The 24,700-nt window shown below is 51.0% G+C and carries 20 protein-coding genes; 4 read left to right on the plus strand and 16 right to left on the minus strand.

Annotated elements, in window-relative coordinates; genetic code table 11:
• Nucleotides 1-25: 25 nt before the first annotated feature.
• From XMG48_RS10190 to XMG48_RS10220, 7 genes are all read right to left on the minus strand, one after another.
• A complete protein-coding gene (locus tag XMG48_RS10190) occupies nt 26-1,297 on the minus strand; it encodes a sigma 54-interacting transcriptional regulator (RefSeq protein WP_173481968.1) in 1,272 nt (423 codons plus the stop codon).
• 72 nt (nt 1,298-1,369) lie between these two features.
• Nucleotides 1,370-1,876, minus strand: a complete 507-nt coding sequence (locus XMG48_RS10195) for an HlyD family efflux transporter periplasmic adaptor subunit (RefSeq protein WP_173481969.1) — start codon at nt 1,874-1,876, stop codon at nt 1,370-1,372.
• A gap of 111 nt (nt 1,877-1,987) precedes the next feature.
• Nucleotides 1,988-2,533, minus strand: coding sequence for a biotin/lipoyl-binding protein (locus XMG48_RS10200; RefSeq protein WP_173481970.1), 546 nt, complete (start codon nt 2,531-2,533; stop codon nt 1,988-1,990).
• Nucleotides 2,526-4,625, minus strand: coding sequence for an ATP-binding cassette domain-containing protein (locus tag XMG48_RS10205; protein ID WP_173481971.1), 2,100 nt, complete (start codon nt 4,623-4,625; stop codon nt 2,526-2,528). Before XMG48_RS10205 ends, XMG48_RS10200 begins: the two co-directional genes overlap by 8 nt.
• Nucleotides 4,626-4,635: 10 nt before the next feature.
• Nucleotides 4,636-6,111, minus strand: a complete 1,476-nt coding sequence (locus XMG48_RS12130) for a FimV/HubP family polar landmark protein (protein ID WP_173481972.1) — start codon at nt 6,109-6,111, stop codon at nt 4,636-4,638.
• Nucleotides 6,104-12,721: a cadherin repeat domain-containing protein gene (locus XMG48_RS10215; protein WP_173481973.1), complete on the minus strand. Its 6,618-nt coding sequence runs from the start codon at nt 12,719-12,721 to the stop codon at nt 6,104-6,106. The genes XMG48_RS12130 and XMG48_RS10215 overlap by 8 nt, the downstream gene beginning before the upstream one ends.
• Nucleotides 12,722-12,982: 261 nt before the next feature.
• Complete coding sequence (locus XMG48_RS10220) at nt 12,983-14,287, minus strand: ferric reductase-like transmembrane domain-containing protein (protein WP_173481974.1); 1,305 nt, start codon at nt 14,285-14,287, stop codon at nt 12,983-12,985.
• A gap of 134 nt (nt 14,288-14,421) precedes the next feature.
• Here XMG48_RS10220 and XMG48_RS10225 point away from each other — a divergent pair, with 134 nt between their 5' ends.
• Genes XMG48_RS10225 through XMG48_RS10235 form a run of 3 tightly spaced genes read left to right on the plus strand, consistent with a single transcriptional unit; the run spans nt 14,422 to nt 16,234 of the window.
• A complete protein-coding gene (locus XMG48_RS10225; protein ID WP_173481975.1) occupies nt 14,422-15,030 on the plus strand; it encodes a protocatechuate 3,4-dioxygenase in 609 nt (202 codons plus the stop codon).
• Nucleotides 15,031-15,066: 36 nt separating this feature from the next.
• Nucleotides 15,067-15,888, plus strand: a complete 822-nt coding sequence (locus tag XMG48_RS10230; RefSeq protein ID WP_173481976.1) for a M48 family metallopeptidase — start codon at nt 15,067-15,069, stop codon at nt 15,886-15,888.
• Nucleotides 15,889-15,913: 25 nt separating this feature from the next.
• Nucleotides 15,914-16,234, plus strand: coding sequence for a DUF1905 domain-containing protein (locus XMG48_RS10235; protein ID WP_173481977.1), 321 nt, complete (start codon nt 15,914-15,916; stop codon nt 16,232-16,234).
• A gap of 17 nt (nt 16,235-16,251) precedes the next feature.
• Here the strand turns inward: XMG48_RS10235 and XMG48_RS10240 are convergent, their stop codons facing one another.
• Together XMG48_RS10240 and XMG48_RS10245 are read right to left on the minus strand one after the other, a co-directional pair.
• Nucleotides 16,252-16,629, minus strand: coding sequence for a DUF2237 family protein (locus tag XMG48_RS10240; protein ID WP_217362034.1), 378 nt, complete (start codon nt 16,627-16,629; stop codon nt 16,252-16,254).
• Nucleotides 16,630-16,638: 9 nt separating this feature from the next.
• Nucleotides 16,639-17,241 (minus strand): NADPH-dependent FMN reductase, encoded by a 603-nt coding sequence (locus tag XMG48_RS10245; protein WP_371731447.1) that lies wholly within the window; start codon nt 17,239-17,241, stop codon nt 16,639-16,641.
• Nucleotides 17,242-17,335: 94 nt separating this feature from the next.
• Between XMG48_RS10245 and XMG48_RS10250 the strand changes: the two genes are divergently transcribed.
• Nucleotides 17,336-17,725 (plus strand): hypothetical protein, encoded by a 390-nt coding sequence (locus XMG48_RS10250; protein WP_173481979.1) that lies wholly within the window; start codon nt 17,336-17,338, stop codon nt 17,723-17,725.
• A gap of 45 nt (nt 17,726-17,770) precedes the next feature.
• Here XMG48_RS10250 and XMG48_RS10255 read toward each other — a convergent pair whose 3' ends face one another.
• From XMG48_RS10255 to XMG48_RS10285, 7 genes are all read right to left on the minus strand, one after another.
• Nucleotides 17,771-18,337, minus strand: coding sequence for a hypothetical protein (locus tag XMG48_RS10255; RefSeq protein WP_173481980.1), 567 nt, complete (start codon nt 18,335-18,337; stop codon nt 17,771-17,773).
• 102 nt (nt 18,338-18,439) lie between these two features.
• The gene (locus XMG48_RS10260) at nt 18,440-18,913 is read right to left on the minus strand and encodes a hypothetical protein (RefSeq protein WP_173481981.1); all 474 of its coding nucleotides are present in this window, start codon (nt 18,911-18,913) and stop codon (nt 18,440-18,442) included.
• Between the two features lie 14 nt (nt 18,914-18,927).
• The gene (locus tag XMG48_RS10265) at nt 18,928-19,440 is read right to left on the minus strand and encodes a retropepsin-like aspartic protease (protein ID WP_173481982.1); all 513 of its coding nucleotides are present in this window, start codon (nt 19,438-19,440) and stop codon (nt 18,928-18,930) included.
• 11 nt (nt 19,441-19,451) lie between these two features.
• Entirely contained in the window at nt 19,452-21,788 is a 2,337-nt protein-coding gene (locus XMG48_RS10270; RefSeq protein ID WP_371731448.1) for a DNA polymerase II, read from the minus strand.
• Complete coding sequence (gene mvaD / locus XMG48_RS10275) at nt 21,781-22,773, minus strand: diphosphomevalonate decarboxylase (protein ID WP_173481983.1); 993 nt, start codon at nt 22,771-22,773, stop codon at nt 21,781-21,783. The genes XMG48_RS10270 and mvaD overlap by 8 nt, the downstream gene beginning before the upstream one ends.
• The gene (mvk, locus tag XMG48_RS10280; protein WP_173481984.1) at nt 22,773-23,696 is read right to left on the minus strand and encodes a mevalonate kinase; all 924 of its coding nucleotides are present in this window, start codon (nt 23,694-23,696) and stop codon (nt 22,773-22,775) included. Before mvk ends, mvaD begins: the two co-directional genes overlap by 1 nt.
• Nucleotides 23,693-24,700, minus strand: coding sequence for a mevalonate kinase (locus tag XMG48_RS10285; protein WP_173481985.1), 1,008 nt, complete (start codon nt 24,698-24,700; stop codon nt 23,693-23,695). The genes mvk and XMG48_RS10285 overlap by 4 nt, the downstream gene beginning before the upstream one ends.

Below are 24,700 nucleotides of genomic sequence, written 5' to 3' on the forward strand. Positions count from 1 at the left end.
CTTTAAAATCTGATGCTTATATAACTTATCTAGACTTGGCTTTGATTTTTTCTATCTTGCGATACAGCGTGCGAACCGTGCATCCGAGCTCGTCTGCAACCGCCTTCTTATCACCGCCATGCTTCACTAGCAGTTCCTCGATAAACAGGAGTTCGCGCTCCTTTAGCGAAAGGTTTTCTCGCTGTGCGCGTTGAGCTGATGGCGCTGTTGATGAGACTGGCGAACCAACCACCGGTTGGGGTTGTGGGCGCGCCTGAGGTGCAGGCGCACTGCCCTGATCGGCTGTACTTAGGTCGTCAAGCGACTGATTGGTTGCAGAGAACTCCTGCAGTTTTGAATCCACGGTATCGGTATCAACCTGAGCCCCTGGAGCACCAGACCAACGCCCTTTTCGACGAGCATCGTTAAGCTCAGCCGGCTCTACTACCGGAGCAGAGTTTGCTTCTTGAGTGGTCAGGGTATGTGTCTCAGTCGATCGTTCAAGAGCCATTGGATCATCGGCGTTATCCACCATAGTCGATTCAATGCTGAACGTGCGATCCTGCAAGTCTTGGCTCTGGCTGAACACTGAGCCGCCGGTAATCGCGAACTGCATCACACTCTCATTGATGACATAACTCGTGGACTGCGAGATTGCTCGTAACAGGATGTTGCGCAGCTCAATCAGGTTACCGGTGAAGCTGTGCGAAAGCAGGCGGTTGTAGGCCGAACGATCCAACTGGTAAGGCTGACCCGGCGCAATTTCACGCAGGATATTTGCCGAGAGCAGATCGATATCCGCAATACGCTCGTTCAGTGTTGGCGTATTAATCACCATCTGGGCGAGCATGTGATACAGATCGTTTCTGAAACGACCCGCTTCAACAAGTGCGGTTAGGTTAGCGGACGTTGAACAGACAAGACGCACGTTGGATGCGATCACATCATTCGAGCCAACCGGCGTAAATACACCGCTCTCCAGATAGCGTACCAACTGTGCCTGCATATCCAGTGTTAGCTCTGCCACCTCGTGCAGATAGAGTGTGCCCTCTTCTGCCAAGAATACGGCACCTTTGCGCACCATCTCAAAAGCGGAGTTCTGCATGCCGAACAGTTCGATACCAAAACGGCTATCGTTCAGTGCAGTACAATTGACCGTTACAAAGCGGCCATCAGCCCTACGACTCGCCTTGTGAATAGAGAGCGCACACTGTCGGCGACCCGTTCCTACCTCACCGTTGATCAAGACGTTGGCATCCAAACGGGATGAACGCTGTAGGTTTTCAATCAACAGTTTGAACGCTTCACTGGCAGCCATGGCACACTACTCCTAATGTAATATTTGTCATATGTGGCAAAAATATTCTTGTTTGTCGCATCTGTCAAACTCCTATTTTTCACCAAATGACTGATTCAATGTCTTGACAACTGGCTTGAGCAGGTATGTCAGGACTGACCGGTTACCGGTCTTAATGTCAACCTGACCGGTCATACCCGGGATCAGCTCGACCTCTTTTCCAATCGATGTAAATACGGGGTTTGCAGGCATCATCAGGTGGACGATATAGAAGGTTTGCTCCTGCCCTGGACGGCTCCCATCTTCGACAACTGTGTCGCCCGAAATGAACTTGACGTTTGCTTCAATTGTCCCGTAAATGCTTGAGTCAAAAGGGTCAAGACGCAAAGTTGCCATTTGGTTCAATGACAAGTCAGCAATGTCTTTGGGCGCTACTTTCGCCTCGAGAAGTAGCTGATCATCTTTAGGGATAATCTCCATCAACTCTTCGCCCGCTTTGAGGACTGCACCCATGGTCGTGACGTTGATGTTCTTCACATAACCTGGAATCTGAGCCACTACATCTGAGCTCTCTACCATATCGGTGCGCTGGTTCAGCACTTGGCTCGACTGCGAGAGTTCATCGCGCGCTTCAGCTAGTTCGGTACTGGCTTTCTCACGGTATTCATTTATGCGGCTGCGCAGTTTTGCTTCAGCGTCGATGACCGCTTTTTACGCGGTAAGCACCTCCATCTGATCCACATCACCGGTGGCCTTAAGCTGATCAACAATCCCCTTTTCGCGTTTAGCTAGGCGCAGGTTGTCGCGCAATGCGCTGACATCGTTGCGAAGACTCGCTTTGCGACTCTCGTAGAGTGTGCGTTCGATATCAACGATTTCAGCAGCCCCTTTAACGAGCTCCGGCTCAAACTGCGGCTCTTCATCAGATATCTCGGCAGTTAAGCGTGCGATTTTGGCTCGCAAAGCATACACACGGGCTTGGATCTCGTTACTTGAGGCTTCAAAACGCTTGGAGTTAATCTTTGCGAGAATCTGCCCCGCTTCAACGAAGTCACCCTCTTTTACATACAGCGCATCAAGAACACCGCCATCCACAGACTGAATCACCTGCACACGGCTCTGAGAAAACACTTTTGCCTGTGCCCGAACAAACTGGTCCAACTCGAAATAGTAGGACCAGGCGATAAAGCCTGTGAAAGCAGCGAAAACAATCCATACAACGGCTGTTCCGCTGTAAATCTCTTTAGTCTTAGCCATTGCTCACCGCCCTAGCGCTCTTTGGGCGCAGTTGTACCGCTGACGCAGGCGCGTCATTCGCGATCTGACCGTTATTCATCACAATGACTCGGGTAGCCAGATCCATCGCCAATTTAGGATTGTGGGTAGCGAAGAGTAGAATATCGGTCGGACGCATCCGCACTTTGATCGCCTCAACGACCGCCGCTTGAGTATTCGGATCGAGTGACGCAGTGGGCTCATCAAGCACCCAGACGCTGGAGTTGCCCACAAACATGCGCGCAATAGCGACGAGTTGCTTCTGCCCGCCCGAGAGACCAACACCGCCCTCGGCAATCTCAAGGTCTAGGCCTTTCTCGCTCTGATCAGCGATAGCGTTGAGACCTAGAAGGTTGACCACACTGAGAATTTTGGTGTCGCCGATTGGGCGACCCAGAGTGAGGTTGCTCTTCAAAGTACCTTTGAATAGTTCTGGGGTTTGCGGCAGATACGCTAGGTTCTTAGCGATGTATTCAGGGTCGAGTTCCCAAAGGTCGGCATCGCCCAGACGAATGCGTCCGGCACTGGGTTTGTAGAGACCGGCCAGCACTTTTAGAAGAGTAGATTTACCTGAGCCGATACTCCCAAGGAGCGCGATTCGCTCGCCCTGCTTCACCTCCAAACGCTCTACATTAAGGATCTTCTGCCCCTCTTCCGAGTACTGAAACTCCAGATTTTGCACGGAGATGCGAGCTGGGCGAACATCCGGATAGACATAGTCGACGCCCTGATTACGCTGTTCTGGAATAGCCCAGAATGCGTCTATCATCTTCATTGACTGCGCCACGCTCTCATACTGCACAAGATGACCTACCGCCTGGCCCACAGGGCCCAGTACTCGGCCACCCAAAATTGAACAGGCGATCATGCCACCCATAGTCATCTCACCCTGACCGATCAAGTAGACGCCGATAACGATCGCAATTACATATGAGACCTGTCCCATTGTTTGAGATGTAGTGGTCGCGTTGGTGGAGATACGCTTCTGCTTGAGGCTGTACTCGGAGATTGAGTCGTTGATCTCATTCCACTCATGCTCAAACATCTGGTAGGAGCCAACGCTTCGGATTGTTTCGCGTCCGCGAATACTATCGACCAAGACACCTAGCTTCTCGTTCGAGCGCATCACTAGGTTTGCCGCTAGGTCCTTGCAGCGCTTCTGTGCAATCAGTGCCATGATGATGCTGACCACCAAAAATGCGCCGTAAACAAAGGCGATCTGTCCACCGATAAGGTAGATAACACCGAGGAACATCAGTGCAAACGGCATATCCACTAGCGAGAATACAATCGTCGAGGAGAAGAACTGACGTACCGACTCAAGACCATTGATCTGGGCCGTCAGTGTACCAACCTGATTTGGCAGCTTGTCGAGCTGCACATTGAGAAGGCGCTTGTAGATGTCCGCTGAGATCTTCTTATCGATAAACGATGAGTTGTGATCGACAATCTTGGAGCGGGTGATTTTGAGTAGCCAGTCGACCATGTAGATGATCGATACGCCAGCCACCAACGAGGTCAGTGTCTCCATCGCCAAGGTCGGCACAACACGGTCATACACCTGCATCGCAAAAAGCGACGAAACTACAGCAAAGAGGTTAACGATGACCGTGGCGATCGCGATATTCACCAACCACACCGGATGCTCTTTGAAGTTCTTAAAGATCAGACCCTTGGTCGTGATGACCTTCTGCTCCGGCGCGCTCTCATAACTGGTCTGTCTGCGCTCTAGCCAAGTGACGACGGTTACAGGCAAATGCTCAGGTTCAAGCTCAACCTCATCCAGCGTGACCTGATCGATGATGCGATAGAGTGTGTCGCTCTTCTCGATAATCTTCCACTGTCCGTCATGGAAGATAATCCCTGGCAGGTTGCTATCTTGTAGCTGAGACGTTGAGGTATGCGCCACATTAAGATCATTTAGACCCAGACGTTTAACTACGAACTGCAAGGTCTCGAAGGGCGTAAAGTTTGTCAGCTCCTGGAGGTCCTCAAAGGCCTTATCCAGAGCTCCGACATCATATGTGGCGCCACTGTTCGCCAGCAGGGCCATGGTTAGTTCTTTAGTAATCACTGCTCAGGCCTCACTCGATCTTATCGTTCTTATCCGCAATGATCGGTCGATCACTGGGGTTATTCATTTTTGCCAGAATGGCTTTTGCTTCGGCCTTTTCTGCCTCCGAACCATCACGGCCGATCTCTTCGAGCAGCATCCGAGCCATCACTTCATCACCCATGTTCATGTAGACAATGGCTAACTGCAGCTTCTCGCTCTTGTCGGCGCCGGCAACTGCAGGCTTGGCTACTTTTTCTGGTTGTTGCTGAACCGGCGCGCTTGGCTGTGCCGGGGGTCGTGCCGGCGCTGGGGCAGGCTGAGTCGTCGGCGCCTGTGCTCGCGGCGTAGCTGGATTCACAGGGCCTGCGGGTTTAGCCGGATTAGCTGGCGGCGGCGCTGGCGGTACTGTTGGTCTGGCTGGCCGGGGTGCAGGCGCGCGCTGTACTGCTGGGGCCTGGGGCTCTTTGGTTGGACTAGCCTGAGCCTGTTCTACCCTCGCAGGTATCGCTGGGCGCTGCGGTGCTGGGCGCACTGGCGCTGGTTCTGGATCATTCCAATGAGGCTGTTGGGGGCTCGGTTGTTGCGGGCTTGCCTCTAATGGGTGCCAAGGTTGCGGCATCTGCACGGCCGCTGTTTGAGCCTGTGTATGCTGAAGCTGCTGATTGTGGCCCATCAGTGAGGGCAACGCCTTGAGTAGATCACTCATCATGGAATGCTGGTCGTGCTGCACCGAATGATGACGCGAGTCTGAGTTCTTGTGCATAAACAGCACGACAACAAACATCGCTAAGAGAAGTAGCACCGCCAGTGCGATAACGACAATGTAGAACGGGAACTGCTCAGTGCCATTGGAGACTGGTTGGCTGCTCGACTGCATCGGCGGGTAAAAAATCTGTGGTTGTGGAGCGGGCGTGGAGTAGATCGCCGCTGGCTGCATCGGCTCAACGACCGGCGCCGGCTGTGCCGCTGGGGTCGTCACTGAAGATGACTGCGCAGCAGGTGCTACAGCTGCCACAACCGGTTTTGATACGGCTCTTACCGCGGTTTTAGCGGGCTGATCGTACTCTTTAGCCGGCGCGAAATTTGCAGCTACCTGCCCTGACTGAAGCGACAACTCTACAGGATAGACGCGACGAAACTCTTTGAACTGCACATCCAGTATCAACGTGAAATTAGCACTATCGACTGGGGTTGATGTGGTAATAAGGTAGCGATTGACGCCTAACTTGCGCACGGTCGCGGTATTGAAAAACGCAGGTCGGGTGTAGCCAGCTTTTTGGTACTCCGCTTCTGATGCCACAGTGACGCTAACTGGGTCAGTAACAGATGAACCAAATTCGGCGACGCCATAGACCGGCTTACCGATGGACGGAAATATATTGAGTTTTAACCCCTCATTCGCCAAAGCGACATTGAGCCCTATAACCAGTAACAGAGCGACTAACGTAAGCAGTCTAATGAAGCGTTTGGCATGGATTGATGCCATATAATTTGAGTTAACCATAGATATTTACATCCGTTTCAGCGTCAATGTGGTCGACACCAGCGGGTGTAACGACCTGTGTGTTATTCAAAATTGAATCTGGTGTTGCAGGCTGAGCAGCTGCGACCGCATCGTCAGTTGTGCTCAGTTCCTGAATTTCGCCATCGATCAGCATCTCGAAATCGGACTCGTCCGAGAGGTAAGCTGAGAGGTCAAGTAGATCGGTATTCGGTTCAATCCCTTCGGGGGCGATGAACGGTGCAATTACCATCGGGTAATAGTCATAGAACTGCTCGAGTACCTGAGTCAGCTCTGGGGCAATCTGTTGCACGTATGGGTTTTCGCTTGCGGCGACGGCTTGAACAGCGTCGGCAATTAACGGGTCGAGCTCGCATTGATCTAAACCGCTCGCAGGGTCAAGCAGATCGAGCGTTGAATTGATTCCACCGGTAAGGTTATCCAGCGTAGAGAGAGCCGCTAATACCAGACCGTGGTTCTCTGCAGCAGAGATTCCGTCAGCTGTATCAAACCCATCCGCTGTTGTAACTGTGATTTGGCCGCGGGTGTCGGTGAGGCTAAACAGCCCATACAGCTGTGCCATCGCCTGATCATAAGCGGCATCCAGATCCAAAACGCTATTTGCCTCTGCTAAACGCAGCGCCAGCTCTGTCAGTGGCGTCACGCTGATCGGTTCAAGCGCTACTGAATCTTCGTAGTTGATGAGCGCGCGTAGACCAAATCCTGCCGTGGTTTGGCCGTAGTCCTTTAGCTCGCCGCTAAACTCATCGAGGTAATCAAGCTCTGCTGAGCCGTCCAGAATATTGATGATCGCCGGGCCGCTGTAGCTAGCTGGCATCAGGTCGACATAGTCGATTGCACCGTTGAGTGGATTGAAGTCGGTCTCGCCGAGGAGTTCGCCCTCTAGGGTATAGGCTTTGACAATTAGGGAGTCGGTGACGAATTCGCCGGCCACAATCCAGGTGCTCGTGTCACTGTTGTAATCGTGTACAGAACCATCGATATCGACAAACGTCGTTTGATCGTAATCGTAGTAAGATTTTGCGGTGTTATTGCTGTCCACGCCCGTAAGTTGGCCCAACACCAAATCAAACACTAACGAGCCACCTTTCAGATCATCAAGCGACACTCCATTGGAGGTCGCTAGATCAAAGACTAGAGTATCGCTTTGTGTCGCATCCGTGCCCGAAGTAAACGTGGCGACAATCTCATCTGTGCCTACCTTCGTGACATTAATTTCTGTGTTGGCGGGAATGATCAGTTGTTCGCTGTAGCTCAGCGTAAAGCTTGTTGTTTCTAGCTCCACTGTCTCGACAGTGGGTTGAATATTGTTAAATGACCACTCTCCTGCAACATCAATCGCTGAAAAAATGAGATCGGCGTTACCGCCGGCGCCAGTCAATGTAACGCCGTCATCGAGGACGATGGCGTGAACCGAGACTGTTCCAACAAAGTCAGTATCCATGGGCTGTGTCACCTGGAACAACAAACTGCTGGCATCATTTGGGTCGACCGATTGCAGTGCGGCGTTGAGTTCTTTCACCACTGGATTACCCAATGAATCAGCCCCAGTCAGGTGTAGTACAGCCTTGACCCCTTGTACATCAGACGGGGTCACCGGCTTATCGAAGGTGACTTGTAATGGCAATGTAGCACCCTGCAAGGGCGAAACATTCCATTCGGCACTGATCACTTGCGCAGCATTTGGAGCAACATCGGACACAGCGACAGTCAATGTTTTGTCTGAAAATTCATCACCATTGCTTGCGCGAAGAGTAAAGCTGAAACCATTGCTCGCATTGCTCTCGTAATCTAAGTTCTCCAGCGCGGTAATTGCACCCGAACTTGAATCAACTGAGAAAGGCACGGTGATAATTGGCTCGTCATTCACATCGAGCTCTGAATTCTCAACGATCGAATACTCAATAGTTCCGTTAACGCCAGATGCCAGCGTTGCGATACTTGGCTGGAAGGTTGTCCCGGCCAGAACTTCTGGGGTCTCAATATTTTCTAGCGCTGAATCAAACACTGGATTGGTGCCGTCATCCAGTACAGCGACCGTTAACGGAAGGTCCTTGGGAACGCCCTGCTCATCGGTTGCACGAATTCGGAAGTTGAGCGTAGACAGCGTTTCATAATCGAAAGTCACGTCATCTTTGAATACAAGATCCCAGTACTCCGGCGAATCTGCATTCTGCGTGATGGTAAAGAAGTCAACGGATCCGTCTAACAGAGTCAAAACTGCAGCGGGATCATCAACGCGCAACTCCCAAGCATAAGCCGAAAGATCTGTATTCTCTTCAACTGTCGCAAGACTCAAGCGCATTTCGGAGAGTTCGATACTCTGCCACTCACCAGTGGCGATATTTCGCTCTTTCAGGGCAACGAAGTTAGCTGCGGTACCGCTCTCATTGACATCCAAGCGCACATTTTGAGTAGCCGTTTTACCGTCTGCTCCAGTGGCGATAAGCGTGAAGGTATAGACGCTCTTTAGATCGTAATCTGGTGATGCATTGATACTGACGTCACCGGTATCTGGGTCGACGGTCAGGAGTTGGAAGTCACCGGTACGTGCTAGCGAGAATACAACTTGATCCGACACATCACGCTGACTATCGTCATCATAGATGTCAGTAACTGTGCCCGGACTGTAGACCAGCGCGCCCGCTTCCACATACTCCTCAACCACACGCACAGCATCGTAGTCATCCTCAGCAGTACCATCATCTTGGAATTGAGGTGCGCTCTCATCCAGGTTACCGATATGAGCTGCAATGCTGGCTGTTCCGCCGATATTACCTGCCGCATCGACGGCATTTACCGTCAGGGTTATCTCTTTCGTATCCTGATCAACCAACCGATCTTGAACCAAGGATTCGAAGTCAAATTGCCATAAGCCGCTGACTGCGTCTTGGCGGATACTGACACCGCCGGTATCAGGGTTAATTTGGAAATATTGCTGATCTTCGGCGCTCAGTTCGTATGTGATTGATGAGGTATCGTCCGACTGAGCGATGAAGAACAGAGTGGACTGATAAGGCTGATTCTCCAGTAATTCAATCAGACCACCAGTGATCTCATCGCCATTGGAATCAACAAAGATAGGAGCCGTAGGCGGCGTCGAGTCAAAAGTAAACACACCGCTTTTCGTCGGCACACCAATAATTAGGTCACCGGCTGAGTCCAGCATTCTTATGCTGTAGTTGATATTGGTGTTATCTAGCTGCGCGGATTGGAGTGCGGTTAAGGCGGTCAGATCGAAAGTTGAACTGCCCAGATACCCCGCACTGGTAACGCTCGTATCGATTGATGCAACGAGAGAATCATATCCATCCAAGGTAAATTCAATTTTTGCGCCAGCCGGCGACGCAAAGCTGAGAATAGAGAACTCTGCATCAGGACGCAGCACCCCTTCAGTTGTATCCACACCCAGAATTGAGGCACCTACGTTGTAGGTGACCGTGGTCATCTCATCAACCGGTGAATACTGGGGAATCTCATTACCCGCAAGATCACTGACTACCAGTGTGTCGAGGAAAACCGCGTCCGGGGCAATGTTCAGCGTTGTATCGTCAACAGTGACACCCTGCACCACGAATGTTAGTTCTGAGGTGACACCGGTTGTGTCGGCTGGAACTACCAGGGCTGCTTGATTCGGCTCACCAACTAGATTGGATAACTGCAGATAGCTGGCGTCTGTTTGAGCAACTAGCGTAGTCCAGTCGATAGTTGCACTGGCATCCAACTTAGCGACTACTGTGACGTCTGCTTGGTCATTTTCATCAATGACATAGCTGACCAGCATCTCGGAAAAATAAGGGAGACTGGTGTCGATCGTGTAATTTCGATCCAGAAAAAGAGAAACCTGATCTCCGGTGTTACCGCTGGCATCGACTTGGTAAGCTTGAACCTGCTTTGACGTTAGGACACCCTCGGGCAGTGCAATGGTCGTTACGTAAGTGTCGCCTGAACGAGTCCAGCCACCAGAAGGGGGAAGAGCTTCGATAAAGGTCTCCCCTGCATCCAGCGAGTAATTGAGAACTGCGTATTTCTCCAACCCGAAGACCTGAACGATCGAGGTACGTGTGATGCCATCCGAGGCAGAGGCGCCTGTATCCGTTATCGAAAGTGAAAGCTCGCTCGGCGCAACCGTGTCAACCTCGGGATTAAACAGCTCCAGAAGTTCAAGTCCATTGCCAGCCAAGTCAGCGTAGGTGTCGGCTGGTATTACAGCCGAGCCGATTCCCTCGAACGGCTTATCAAGCACAAAGTCCGCAGTAAATTTCAGCGGATTTTGTGGGTCAACTATAGGGGCAATAAGGGTGTTTTGATCATCAACGGCAAGACTCAAACCACTTATTTGAAGACCTGAAAAATCAGGCGGCCACTCAGCCAATTTTTCAGAAAACAGGATGTTCAGCTGATACATACCAGCGTTGTTCTCGGTCAGGGTCTCAGTGGTATCTATCCAGAGTTTGACAGTCGGTGCGGCCTGATCAATATCCAGAGTTCCTGTGCTCTCCAAGCCAGATTCAGGAACTACGGCTCGAACATCAAAAGACGTTTCACTCCCCGCTGCTGGTTGTACCCATTCTCCGCTTACGGGTACCGCCGTTGCTAAATCAATCGACCATGCACCATTAACGACCGTGACATCCTCAAAGGTAACGATAATCTGCTGATCGGTCCCAATAACGGAAACATCTAACGTCTCACCCTGTTTTAAATTTGCTGTACCGCTGACCGTCGGCGAAAGCTGGCCGCTAACCGAATCAGTCACTACGGGTGCGACGGATGCACTGAGATCAACAGTGAAATCATCTACGGCTAAATCACTGCTCATCAACTCCGTACCATCAAGGTACATCGCGATCCGTGCTGTGACTGTGTAGTCGCCATCGTTAAGTGGCAGGCTTAATTCAGTTGCAAATCTTGAGGTTTCTAACGGTGTTGCTGTTGCAGTATCGAGCGTCCACTCGTATACGCCCGCCTCTGTCTGACTGGCAACCGGTGTCACCTCGTATTCAATCAGCTCTTCACCGGTTGAGGTGGTTTGGCTCAGTTTGACGATGAGTTTGAGATTTTCATTCAGCTCAGGAGATGTGCCGGTGAAAACAGGTGACTCGACATTGACGATCGCTAGATCGTTGACTGTCGGACTTGGCGGCGCCACTCGCAGCTCGCTGGTCGTTTCATCTGTTGAACTTAGCTGCGACTCACTATTCGTAACAGTTGCCTCTACGTCGTAGATAACACCCTGCTCCAGCTCTGAGAGTGTGCCAGAGACAACATCAAGATCCTCCGCGCGTAGATTGAGGGCCCAATCGCCATTCTCATCGGGTGTGACATTGACAACGACGCCATTCACGGCGACGGTTAATTGCTCGCTCGCCCCCAAAACAGCCGTGCCCTCAATGATGGGGAGCGTGTCAGACACGTTTTGTGTGTCGACCGTAGGAAGTTCAGGCGCCGTTGTGTCACTCTCATCAACATCTAATACTTCGATTGTGATGGCTTTTTCAGTGACATTTCCGGCGATGTCAGTCGCAATCAGTGTCAGCTCATAAATATTGTCGCCGTCGTCATCGCTCGGCGCTTCAAAATCGGGTGCCTCTTTAAATTTGATGGCACCGGTTAGCGAATTAACCGAGCAAGCAGCTTTGTCAGCACCATCGATAGAGTACTCCAGGGTTGTTTCATCCGTTGCAAGCGCAACACCTATATCGGCACTGTCCAGCAGAGAATCTGTCGTTCCCTCATCAAAACTGAGTGCAAGCTCATCACTGTCAAACACAGGCGCGATACGATCGAGCGTGATGCCGACATCATTTGTAACAGTGGCGTCTGACACCAGCGTCGCAACCATGTCATACAGCCCGTCATCGAGGGCCTGCAGTTCAGCCGCTTCTATTGCAAACAGTGCTTTGTTATTGCTGACAACCGCTTCGTAAGTTGTACCGGCAAACTCCAATTCGATGGTTTCGCCGTTGTCTATGTTCGCTGTTTTAACCGTCACAACGGCATCGTCAACATCCTCATCGATACCAAGCTCTGTTCCGAAAGTTGTTACGATACTGGTGATACTCGCGGCAGGTGCCGCTACTGTCCCACCGACGCCACCAACGCTAATGTTGATATCCCCACCCTCCGGCGTAGGGGCAAGGAGGGCAGCAGCGGGCGCCGCAGCACCCATCGCCATCATCGCAGGACTGATACCACCCGCAGCAGCCGCTGGTGCGGCAGTTCCAAACATTGGGATCGCACCTGACAAACCACCGTAAGAGGCTTGCATCAGGCCGGGAACGTAATCGGGGAAGTAGACCTCAGTCTCGGGTCCGAAACTGGCCAGCATTGTCTGAGTGCTATAGGGCGTGCCCATGTCACCGAAGAATTCACGAATTATGACAATGGTGCCATCGGGTAGAAGCAGTTCTAGATTGGGTCCGTTTTGTCGCCCCTCTACAAACGGAATCGGACTGAGAGAGGAGCCGTCCAATAGGGTATAGCTGGCCCCTGCTCGTGCGAGCAGCTCACGCATTTCGGCCACATCGTACACAGTCGATGCGGACTCGAAATCTTCTTTGATCAGGACCTGCCTTTGGTCAAGGATCATCGTGCCATCGTTACCCTAAATTGGTCAAAACTATGTCAAATTACAAATTGACACACTTATGACAATTATGTCAGGTATGGCAAATAGCGTCAACGATAGACGTGACACTATTGTCAATGATGGCAAAAATAGACGAATAACCTTATTAAAATCAATATCTTGAATGAACCTAGCGTTCAAGCAGGGCTCATTAAAAATATGACACACAGGCGCGAAAAATGGGTAGAAGATCCATTCTTGACAGAAAAAACAATATGAGTGTCAGTCGTAATCAAACCGCTCCAGCAGAATACGATCGTCAGATACGCCCTTCTGTTTGAGTGCCTGATACACCTGGTCCATCATCGGTACAGGCCCGCAAATAACGAAGAGCCAAGTGTCAAACTCAGCGTCGGAAAAGCTCTGCTCAATCAGCTTCTGATCGATTAAACCGACCTCACCCTGCCAACCCTCAGTTGGCTCTGACAGCACAAGTATTGGGTTGTCATCAGCCAGCTCGTCACGACAGACAATCTGATCCTCAGTCCGGTTAGCGTATATCAGACGATACGAACGCGGATCATCGGTTTGTTTGAGTTGCTGAAGTATTCCAAGTATCGGTGCCACACCCACACCCCCTGCAATCAGAGCAACACCGGGTTCCGAGCGGCCATCGACGATCAAACTACCATAAGGGCCATCCAAGTAAGCACGCGCACCCACCTTGGTTTCACCGAGCGTTGAGGTGAAATCACCGAGCTCTTTGATCACAAAACAGATCTCAGGCCCCTCTGCGGGTGCCGACGCGATAGAGAACGGGTTCTCGCTGATTGAGAAACTTGAATGACCGAGCTTCAACCAGGCGAACTGCCCGGCTTTGTAATCCATCCCCGGATGCCCATCCGGCAGCAAACTCAAGCGCCACTGTCTCTCTGACAACCTTTCCACCCGACTCACCTTCCAGGGTTTGCCCAGTTGTTGAATGGGCGAAATCAGATAGCGGTACACTAGCGTCAGAAGCGCAATCAGCGCCATGACTTGCCATAGCAGCGCTACAGTTTCGTGTGCCGCATACCGCCCCGCAGACAAGGTATGGTGCAGAAGGAGTCCAACCAAGGCTGCGGCGATTAAGCCGTGCAGCCGTCGCCAGGTCTCATAGCGATAGTCCAGCGACGAGCGCCAGACTGCCAACACAACAAGCACTGGTAGCAAAATAAAAGCGATCACACCTGTCGAGATCGCGGCAAAGTCAGTGGCGACTGCAAATTGACGCGTGCTGTCCCACGGCCAAGGGCCTGTTGTTGGGGTCGATTCGTAAAGAAAGGGATGAAGCAGAGCAGCGATCAGCGCACACCATCCAATGATGCGATGAAACCTCATCGTTGCATCCATGCCAACCTTGCGTGAGAAAGATTTAACCCGGCCAGACAGAACAAATTCAGAGAGGATCATCGCGAACGCAAGGATACCCAATACTGAACCAAGCTCTTGCCAGAAAATGCGTGGATGACCTACGAAGTACCAGGAGGCCAGCAGGGGTATTGCAATAATCAGTACATAAAAACCTATCAACAGTCCCTTCTTCATCTCAACCCCTCCGTAACGCCCCGTATCAAAAACTCTCAGTATCAATATAGGTCAACGTTACGATAGCGGGCTAAACTAAACGCCATCTGCCCAATCCTGCGTACCAACCCAAACTAGTGACAGGAGGTTTTTACATGTCGAAAATCAATGTTAAACGCCGCTCCCTACTAACTGCCGCGGCACTGCTCCCGTTGGCTCCCGTTGCCAATGCGCTTGCTCCAACCCCGTCAGCAATGGAGGGACCTTTCTACCCCACCTCTTCGATGCGCTTCGATGATGTCGACAACGATCTGGTAAAGATCGAAGGTGCGGTAAAAGCCGCCGGCGGTGAAGTAATTCAGCTGAACGGTAGACTCGTAGATAGCGATGGGGATGCCATCGCCAATGCGATCGTAGAGATCTGGCAATGTGACGCGACGGGTCGCTACTTGCATACGGCGGATCGCCGCGCCGAACCACGCGACGCTGGCTTTCAAGGGTTTGGCCGCGCCCGTACCGATGCTGAAGGGCGCTTTACGTTCAGAACCATCAAGCCTGTGCCCTACCCGGGCCGCACCCCGCATATCCACGTGAAAGTGATTGACCAAGGGTTTGAGCTGCTCACCAGCCAGCTCTACCTCGAGGGCCACCCCGGCAATACGCGCGACTTTCTATTCAATCGTATGAGTAGCGAACAGCAGCAACAGGTCAGTATGCGCTTTGAGCAGGATCCGGCGCAGACAGAGGTGTTACTGGTGGTATAACATTCGCTAGAATTAAGTTCGCCCGAGAGCCCTTCAATGACAAAATTTTCCAAGCTTGGCTTAACACTCACGCTAGCTGCGATGCTCAGCGCGTGCGGTACCAGCCCCACCGGTCGCAGCCAGCTGATGCTGGTCTCACCCTCGCAGGCTATCAACGCCTCCAAAGCGGCTTATACCCAGATGTTGGCCCCGCTCAAAGATGAAGGCAAAGTAGACACTGATGCAGAGGTGGTTAAGCGCGTACAGACGATCGCGGGGCGTATTGTCTATCAAGCGATCGAGCGCTTTCCCAACACCCGTAACTGGGATTGGAGCATCAGCGTTATTGATGACCCAGAGACTGTAAACGCCTGGTGTATGGCAGGCGGTCGCATGGCCATTTACACCGGCTTAATTGAGAAGCTAAATCCAACCGATGATGAACTGGCTCAGGTGATTGGGCATGAGGTCTCCCATGCCTTGGCCAATCACACGGCGGAGCGTATGTCTGTGGCGATGGCGACTCAACTTGGGATGTTGGCACTGAGTGTTGCAACCGAGAACAGTGAATACCGCGATCTTGCGCTTACAGGTGCGCCTTTGGCCGCTGCAGTCGCGATTACGCTGCCCAACAGTCGGACCGGCGAGCTTGAAGCCGATCGTCTTGGCATGGAGTTGGCTGCGCGCGCCGGTTACAACCCGAACGCTGCTGCCACCCTCTGGCAGAAGATGGGCGCTAATAGCAAAGGTGCTCCGCCCGAGTTTCTAAGTACCCACCCTGCCCCAGGAAACCGCCAACAGACGCTGGCAAACTTGGCACCGCAGATGACGGGCTTATACAACCCAACTGCAGCGGCCCTTACCTACTCGTTTAACTAGGTTGCAAAGACAAGAGCGGACTGAGATGCAAACGAGCTCATCGCACGAGGCACATAGCTTTGGATTCACTGGCGAAGTCTGGCGCTGGGAGTCGGAGAAAGCCTCTTGGTTCTTCGTCACCCTGCCCATCGAGACCGCCGAGCAGATTCGCTTCTTTTTTCCGTTAAGACGGGGCTTTGGCAGCATTCCGGTTCAGGTACAGATAGGCTCCAGCTGCTGGAAAACCTCTATTTTTCCCGATAAGAAGTCGGGCTCGTTTATCCTCCCACTCAAGGCACCCGTTCGCACCAAGGAGGGCTTTGGAGAGGGAGACGACATCTCTGTGGAAGTGACCGTCTCACCTTAAAAAGCGCCATGCTCTGGCTAGTGCAGCTGCTCATGCGAATATCGCTTGAGCATCTCTAGATCGACTCGTTCCAACGCAGCGATATTTGTGGAGCTAAGCTTTACCGGCGGCGCACAGTGGAAAGCCTCCGCCTCAAGCCATCGCGAGGCACACAGGCACCATGAGTCGCCAGCCTTTAGACCCGGGAAGTCATACTCCGGCCGAGGGGTAATCAGGTCATTACCGCGACTCAATGAGAACTGCAGAAACTCGTCGGTAAGAATCGCACAAACGGTGTGTGAACCACGATCATAGGCATCGGTATTGCAGCAGCCGTCACGAAAGTAACCGGTCATTGGGTCGCAACCGCACTGCTCCAACGCCTCTCCCAACACGTTTTTCTGTTTCTCAGCCATCATCCACTCCTAGACGTCTTGACGTGAGTACGCATGGCGCTCGACAAAGGATTTGAATACGCTCGCGTGACGCTGCAAAAACTCGATAGTGGGTTGATCTACGATTTTCCCAGCCTGCACTTTCTGATTCACACCAGCAATCATTACCTCAGGTTTATTCATAAAGTGAAGGTCCAAGTAGACGCCCACCTGACGCAGGTGATACTGCATCCGGGCCGTGCCTTGGTTACCGGGGCTCGCACCAATGATTGTGGCCGGCTTGCCTGCAAAGGGCTGAGGTTTGCAGCGCGACAGCCAATCAATGGCGTTCTTGAGCCCACCGGGTATCGAAAAATTATACTCGGGGCTAAAAAAGATCACGCCATCAGCTTCAACTATCTGAGTTGACAGCTTCTCAACTGCTGGGTGACTCTCATCTTCCCCATCGTAAAGGGGAATACCTGCAATAGATCCGAGCTCCAGCTCAAACTTACCCGCTGCAATCTCGCAGTAATGATTAAAGATTTGTCGATGCACGCCATCGTCACGACGGCCGTCCTCAAACTCAAAAAACAGTTTTTTATCGAGCTTTTGACTTGTAAGTTCAAAGAGTAGTGAGAGTATCTTGCTCACTAAGGAGCCCTCCACCCTTGGTGTTTAGTAAATCAATTAGGCTGCTCTCGAGCGGCCATCTTTTTTTGTACTAAACTCAAAGCAAGGAGATCATATGACTAAGCAAAAGTGGATTACATCTATCACATCAATCTGGCTGACCATTTTGACAGGGAGTTTTTTACATAACGCGCTTTTTGCAAACACAAGCACGATAGACTGGAACATATTCGATGAATTCATAGTCATCGCTACACCGTTACTCATTGTATTGATGCGTTCAAAACTACTGACACTTCATAGGCGTGCTAAAACATTCACGGTCTATAGATGGATATTCCTGCGTACTGGTATGCTCGTGATTGGATTAGTGACCCTCCTCGCGGGACTGTTCGGACTAATATTCAGTGCCAGAGCGATTCAGGTAACTTCCAATCCCACCTATCACTCTCAGGACCAAAAAGACCCATTAGGGAACGACTCTCAAAATCCTAACTTTTGGTAAAAGAGTATGAAGATCTCATTAGCGAGATTTGTAGATCATTATTCATCATCCATTTTTACCAACCTCTCCTGAACTACCACCCATTGAACCAGGTACACGCGTTGATGAACTGCCAAGAGTGCCTGAAGTCGGACTAACAGGGTTACCCGACATACCTGATCTGGGTGACCCCCCTACTGACTGAAACCCTTTCGCCAATGCTAATCCAACGCCTGTCATAATCATTAACCAAATAATGGGAAGAATCAGAATGATGCCATAGGAGAGCATGACACTGATGACCGTTTCCAATGCAGAGGCCTCACTTGCATCGGTGGACGTCAATAAGGCCAGACGGTGCTGGAATAGATTACCCAGCCCTAAAATCGCGTGCATGAACTCCAACGTGAACCACATGCCTGCCATCGTAAAAAATGCCTTAAAACGATAAGACGTAAACACCAACACGATGGGTGTCGCAATGACAATCACAGCCTGAATCAAAGCAATAATCATCGGTATGAAGACCTTTACGGCTTTATTGGCTGTCATAAGCTGAGCGGCCTCTATGGCTTGAGTGCTAGCACCCACCGCTGCCACGACATTCTCTGCCATGCCAATGACGTTATTCATTATATTACTGACACTGAAGCCTTGATCTTGGTATAACTGTGTCTCGGCACATAGGAACTTTGCCCTGCTCGAGTGACGGCGTCTGTGTTAATGCCCTGAACCTCAAGCACCGTTCCAGACCTCTGAGCAATACGGGTTAGTACCGCGTTCAATGGGTTCTTGCTTATCAGGCTGATGATTTCTTTCATCCCGGATGAATCCATAGGCCTCTTGATTATGGAGATAGGCCTCGGGCGATTGATAGAACGTACCGGGCGTTTGGAGAAAAGTTTTCGAGCCTAACCAATCAACATCCCAAAGCTTATTCAGCGCAGAGCGATCAACTGGTATCGTGGTTAGCTGCTCACGCGCCACGCTGTAACAACCCGATTCGAACTCGCCGATGCGTTGAATCAATTCAGCATCATGAATTTGTGCTTTTGCTGTTTCATACAGGTAATCGTTATAACTGTATGAGCAGCCCATTGACCGGATCGCAGCATGGGTTAAGCCCGATGAATACTGCGTAGTGATCCCCCAAAGAAGCGGTATTCTTGCTTCGTGAGCCGACGTCAGATAAGAACCGAAATCAGCCAAAAGAGCATTACCTCTTAAGGAACACGAAGCTCCAGCTTTCCCTCGCTTTGAACAAAGTCGAGGTGTTTTAGAAAACTCATCCCTAACAGAACAATCTGACTGTCCAGCTCAGGTACAATCATTGCGGGTACGTTAGCCATGGAGAGCCCACCCAAGCTAACCTCCTCCAACTGCGTTAAATCGACGGGCACTCGACCATTGGCGGTTATCGCAAAGCTTTTGCCCTCACGGGGTAACGAGAGCTCATCGGCCAGAGCATCTGAAAGTGACACATAGGTCGCACCGGTATCAACCACAAAAGAGACAGGGTATCCATTGATCGTACCGGGTGCTCGATACTGCCCTTTTCGATCGGCAATCAGGCGAACCTGATCGGTGCCGTTTGCCAAAGATAGTTGTGCATTGGGATGATCGCGCTGTTCAAGATAGGCGTTAAAGCCATAGGTAAGCATCACCAGAATAAGAATCCAGGTCATATGCGCAGAAAAACGGGCCATTTTACGCTGTGTACTCGGAACCTTATTCACACAAAACCTCTCTAGAAAAGCGCTCTCTGTTTATCTATCAGATCATTAAAGCTGGCACCAAGAAAGGGTAATACTGTGTCAGCGACCGGCTCTAACTGTTTAGAGACATAGTGTTGATAATCAATGATTGATTTACGACAGATGGTTGGTTCTGGACCGTTAACTGTCATGACGTACTCAATAGGGTCGCCTCGCCCTAAACGCACGTTTAAACCCTGCCTATCTAGGTATGACTGCATTTTTTTAGCCGCTTTCACATGCGGTGGATTACTGGCCTGATAGGCATCTAGAGGTCGTCTTAGTCGACGACGATAGGTCAATTGATGATCTGCATTACCGCTGAGTAGTTGCTCCGTGGTTTCGACGACCAGATCACGCCAAGACTCGTCATTGAATATTCTGGACAACAACTCTGTCTGGAATTTTTTGGCCAAGGGTGTCCAATCGGACCTAACCGTCTCCAACCCTTTAAAGACCAATTGATCCTCACCACCCGATCTCTTAAGACCCGCATAGCGTTTCTTAGTGCCCTTCTCAGAGTGACGCATGGTTGGCATCAAAAAACGTTTGAAATGAGTCTCATATTGCAGCTCAAGTGCACTCTCTACACCGTATTGCTGTTTAAGGTGCTCTTGCAGCCAGTGGTTAGCTTGATCTGCCAATTCAGCACCGTACTGTGCGATATCACCCTGTTGGCAGTCATCGCCCAACCAGACAAAGACTGAATCGGTATCGCCATAAATCACCTGATGGCCCCGTTCAAACTCAAACCATTGCGCGGTTTTTTGCAGGAGCTCATGGCCTCTCAACGTAATTGCTCCCGATAGGTTCTGATCATAGAAGCGACACAAATTGGACCCTAACACCCCATAGCAGGCATTCATCTGTATCTTGATCGCTTGTGATAACGCAGAGTTACCTTGCGCCTTGGCTCGATCTCGGGCTAACCAGAGCTCTTCAATGATCGCGGGAAGAATGGCCACATCGGCATTGAACTGCGCACCAAAGAATCCTGGTACTAATGATGCCTCTGAGGCCTCACCCGCCAGAGCGAGTGCTAAAGGATCCACTGAGAAGGTACGAATGATACTGGGATAGAGGCTCTTAAAATCGAACACTAACACATCACGATAGAGTCCGGGTTTAGACTCCATGACAAACCCACCAGGCACAGAGAGGTCACTGCGACCTGAGGCATAAGGAGGTGCTACATAGCCAGCGCGATGCAGCTTAGGCAGATAGAGATTATCGAATGCCGCTTGGGAACCACCCACTTTGTCCAACGCCAAACCAGTAAGACGAGTGCGTTCGATAAGATACTCAAGCAACTCCGCTTTTTTGAAGATCTCTAACACCAATCGACAATCTTCAATGTTATAGGTCGCTAATGCTTGTTTATCCTCTCTAAAGAGTTGCTGTATCTTCTCACCACGATCGTAAGGGTTATCAATCGCTTTACCACGCCCCAGCAGTGCCTGAGCGACACTCTCTAGGCTGAAGCTATCAAATTGCCAGGTAGCCCCTTTTAAAGTCTCGATGCCGTCGATGGCAACACGACCAGCAATGCGACTGAACCAGCGACCATTTTGACCAACATCGACGTGCATCTCACTGCTATCACGTCCAAGTTTGAGTCCAACTCGATTAGCCTTAGCTCGCCGTGCTAGCACGCGCAGATCAAAGCCAATCAAATTCCAGCCGACGATCAAATCAGGATCCCAATCTGCCACTATCTCGACAAAGCGTTGAAGCAGAGTTCGCTCATCCGAGCAGCCCTCACACCAGGCTAGTTCGGGTGCCTCACCATTAAATAGCACAAGACTCTGATCGCCCTGCTGCAAACCTATAGAGAGCAATTGATTGGCATTTAACGTGGTTTCAATATCTAACGAGAGTAGTTTTAAATCAGGTGTAAAATCATAGGGGCGTAACTCAACCCCTTTAACAGTTTCGAACTGAACAGCCCCAGTGCGAATAAACCGTTCCATCAAGTAGCGATCAACCGGCCTGATATCCTCTTCCATGAGAGCAATTTGTTCCGCCTCGAGTCGTTTTAACACTTCCCAGTAAACTTTTAGGCTTTGGCAGTAGAGACCCATGACAGGTTTTAAAGAGAGGGATTTCAGTTCTAAATGACGCAGCGTCCAACCCGATATATCTTTCAGACAGGACTCAATGGCAGCTTGATCAATAGCGAAAACAAAACAGACCGCTTCTGCATGTGTGACGGTAACCGCATGAGCCCCCTCCACCCCAGTCAACCAGAAGGTGTATTCAATACCCTGCGAACCATCTCGCTGAGTTCGAGTAAGAGGGAAGCCAGTGATTGGCATAACCGCGTTAGACACCGAAAGGGGTGACTACCTCTAGTTCAGGGAAGTGAGCCAATAGATCACTTAAGGACTCTTTCTGGAAAAGCAGCTTCAAGTTAGGCCCCGCATCCATGGTGAAATAGACCTCCAACCCCTGCTCACGAAGGTGCCACACCTTATGCATCGCCTGTAACGACTCTGGTTGCCAATAGACGAGCGGTGGCCAGCTGGAAGCAAACGTGGCATGCATAGACATAGCATTATGCTCTGCCGTAGAACCCAACAGGGTAAAGTCCTTATCTGAGATCGCCTGATGCAGCTTCGACAGATCGGCATTTGCTTGAGCGGGCCAACTGTTATAAAGGTGGGAGGTCTCCTTGGTGCGCTGCATCCCAGATCGGCTATCAACGGACTTTTCGCCGATATCTACTTTGACCAGACCGATTCGAAGATCATCCCAGGTCGCATCAATCGGGTGTGCATGACTGTCCAAGCCATCTTCACGGTGCCCCATGTGCCACTCTACAAATCCATTAAAGATGGATCGACAGGCACTGCCGCTCCCCATACGCGCAATCATGGATAGCGCTTCATTGGATAGATGAAGTGATAGTGCATCGTTCATCGCCAACGTCAGGGCCGCAAAACCAGAGGCAGAGGAAGCGAGGCCTGCCGCGGTAGGAATGTTATTTCGAGTCTCCACTCTGAAAGCGAGTGACTTGTTACCACGAAAAAGATCGATGAACCGACTGACACGACGTGCAAACTGTGAATCCTGGTGCATCTGTTGGCCGTTTAACCATACCTCATCAATCGGCTGATCAATCGGCGTTACTCGAGTTCTAGAGCCCAAATCATTCAATGAGACAGAGAGGGAGGGGTTGATCGGCAAATTAAGTTCAACATCTCGCTTGCCCCAGTACTTACACAGAGCGATGTTACTCGGAGCAAAGTGTTCCGATGAAGCGGAGACAGCCCCCAACTCGGGCAGCACTTTAGTCAGTACTTCTTGCTTAGTCATCACATTGACTCCTGTTTGAGACCTACACTGTGTATCGAGACGGGCAGATGTTGATAGGGTATCTCTGAAGGATTGGTCAAACCTAACGAGATGACAGAGTCACCCAAACCAGATCCTGAAATCTTAGCACCCAGAACACCAGACTGCTGACGCATTCTAAATTGCAGGTCTGCTAAATTAGCATCACACACTCCTAGCGCATCCATAAGCCCTGAGTATTGATCCATCAATTGCCCTAGCCGGTTCCACTCTTGTGACTCTATCGCTTGTTCTGCTGCGCGAGTCACCTGCCCCATTAATTGATAGATTGAGGTATAAATATCGGGATCGGCGTCAGCTCGCTGATTTACCAACGCAATCACCTCAGGTGTTTTCATCTTGTACCCGACGTAGAAGAGATCAATATCAGGGGTGCCTTTCAGTGGACGCACCTTGGCACCGTTCATTTCGTAGGCGATCATACCGCCCCAAATTGAAGCGGCTAAATCGGTGCCCGAACCACGACCGCCTTGAACCCTGTGAACGGCCTCTAGAGCCTGTTTGAATACCTGTTCATTGGTCACCGGCTCATTACAAAAGTTTAACAGGCAGGCAACGGTTGAAGCGGTGACAGCGGCCGATGAACCCAGGCCAACTTGATCTGAAAACTGACTGGAGACGGTTAAATCAAAACCCTGTTTTAGCTTGGATTGACATAGCTGAATTGCAGTGACCATAAAGCTGAACGTTGAATCGTCTGCTAACTCACTCAAAGCGCTCTGGTAACGGCCCAGTTCCGATTCAATAGTGACGACCTCATCCACTCGCGGGATCAAAGAGACAGACAGCCGGTTACCAACGGCCAGAGCAATGGCAGGTTGACCATGCAAGATGGCATGCTCGCCCATTAACATCAGGTTACCGGGGGCCGAATAACAGATCATACATCGTCTCCGAGACTGACACCCTGACCATCCGATTCAACCCGCCCCCAGCGCATCAAAGACGGTAACTTCAAAGCATCCGGTGTTTGATTAGGCAGATAGGCCAGCACAAGCCCACCGGCATCACCGGATACCGCACCAGCACCAGCGATTTTAGCCACACCGCCTAACCTCTCGATCCGCTCAATCAATGCGGCGACTCGGGCGGGCACCACCCCGATACGGTTTAAAAGGCGGTGGTTATCTTGAATCGCAGAGAAGAGCTGATCGAGATCGGTTTGAGCCGTTTCGATACGATGCGTCACAGCAGCAAACTCACTCCATATATCCGACTGTTCAAATTGGCTGCGAACACGCTCGACACAAACTCCGGTACTTGTTGCAGGAGTTCCGGTAAATATCCAGTACCAGTCGTTATTAAAAATATCAGGCAACAGACCCAATCGATTCGCTTGATCCTGCTCCACCTTGACCAAACCCCCCATGGTTACTGTAGCGGCATCAATCAAACTGCCGCGACCGTGTTGTAAGCGTTCGCAGTGCCGCACCTGCTCAATCAAAGTGGCTAAATCTTCATGTTTGGAGAAGAGTTTCAAGAGTGCAGCGAGCAGAGCAGCAGACGAGCCCATACCGGCACCCACCGGAATGTCCGATTGAATATCAAATTTGCCGCGCGGAATGCGTTCAAGGTTACCTAGGATACGGGCCACATCAACGGTGTAGAAAATCAACTCTGCCGGTCGAGAGAAGATCTCGCTGATGGAGCGTTCACCTCGAAGGTAGCCATCAAACGCCGCATCCAATTTATGACGAAGAGTGGAAAACTTTTCCAGAGCCATCTCATGTGCTCTGTCTGGAGTAAACCAGCTAAGTCGAGGCAGAAGATCGGGAGTAAAGTTAACGGTCAAACGCTGTTTAACCGAGAATGCTAGAGCTGGAGCACCGTACACAACGGAGTGCTCACCACTTAAAATAATTTTTCCGGGAGCACTTGCAACCGACAT

This window comes from Marinobacterium sp. xm-g-48 (assembly GCF_013282925.1).
Taxonomy (GTDB): Bacteria; Pseudomonadota; Gammaproteobacteria; order Pseudomonadales; family Balneatricaceae; genus Marinobacterium_E.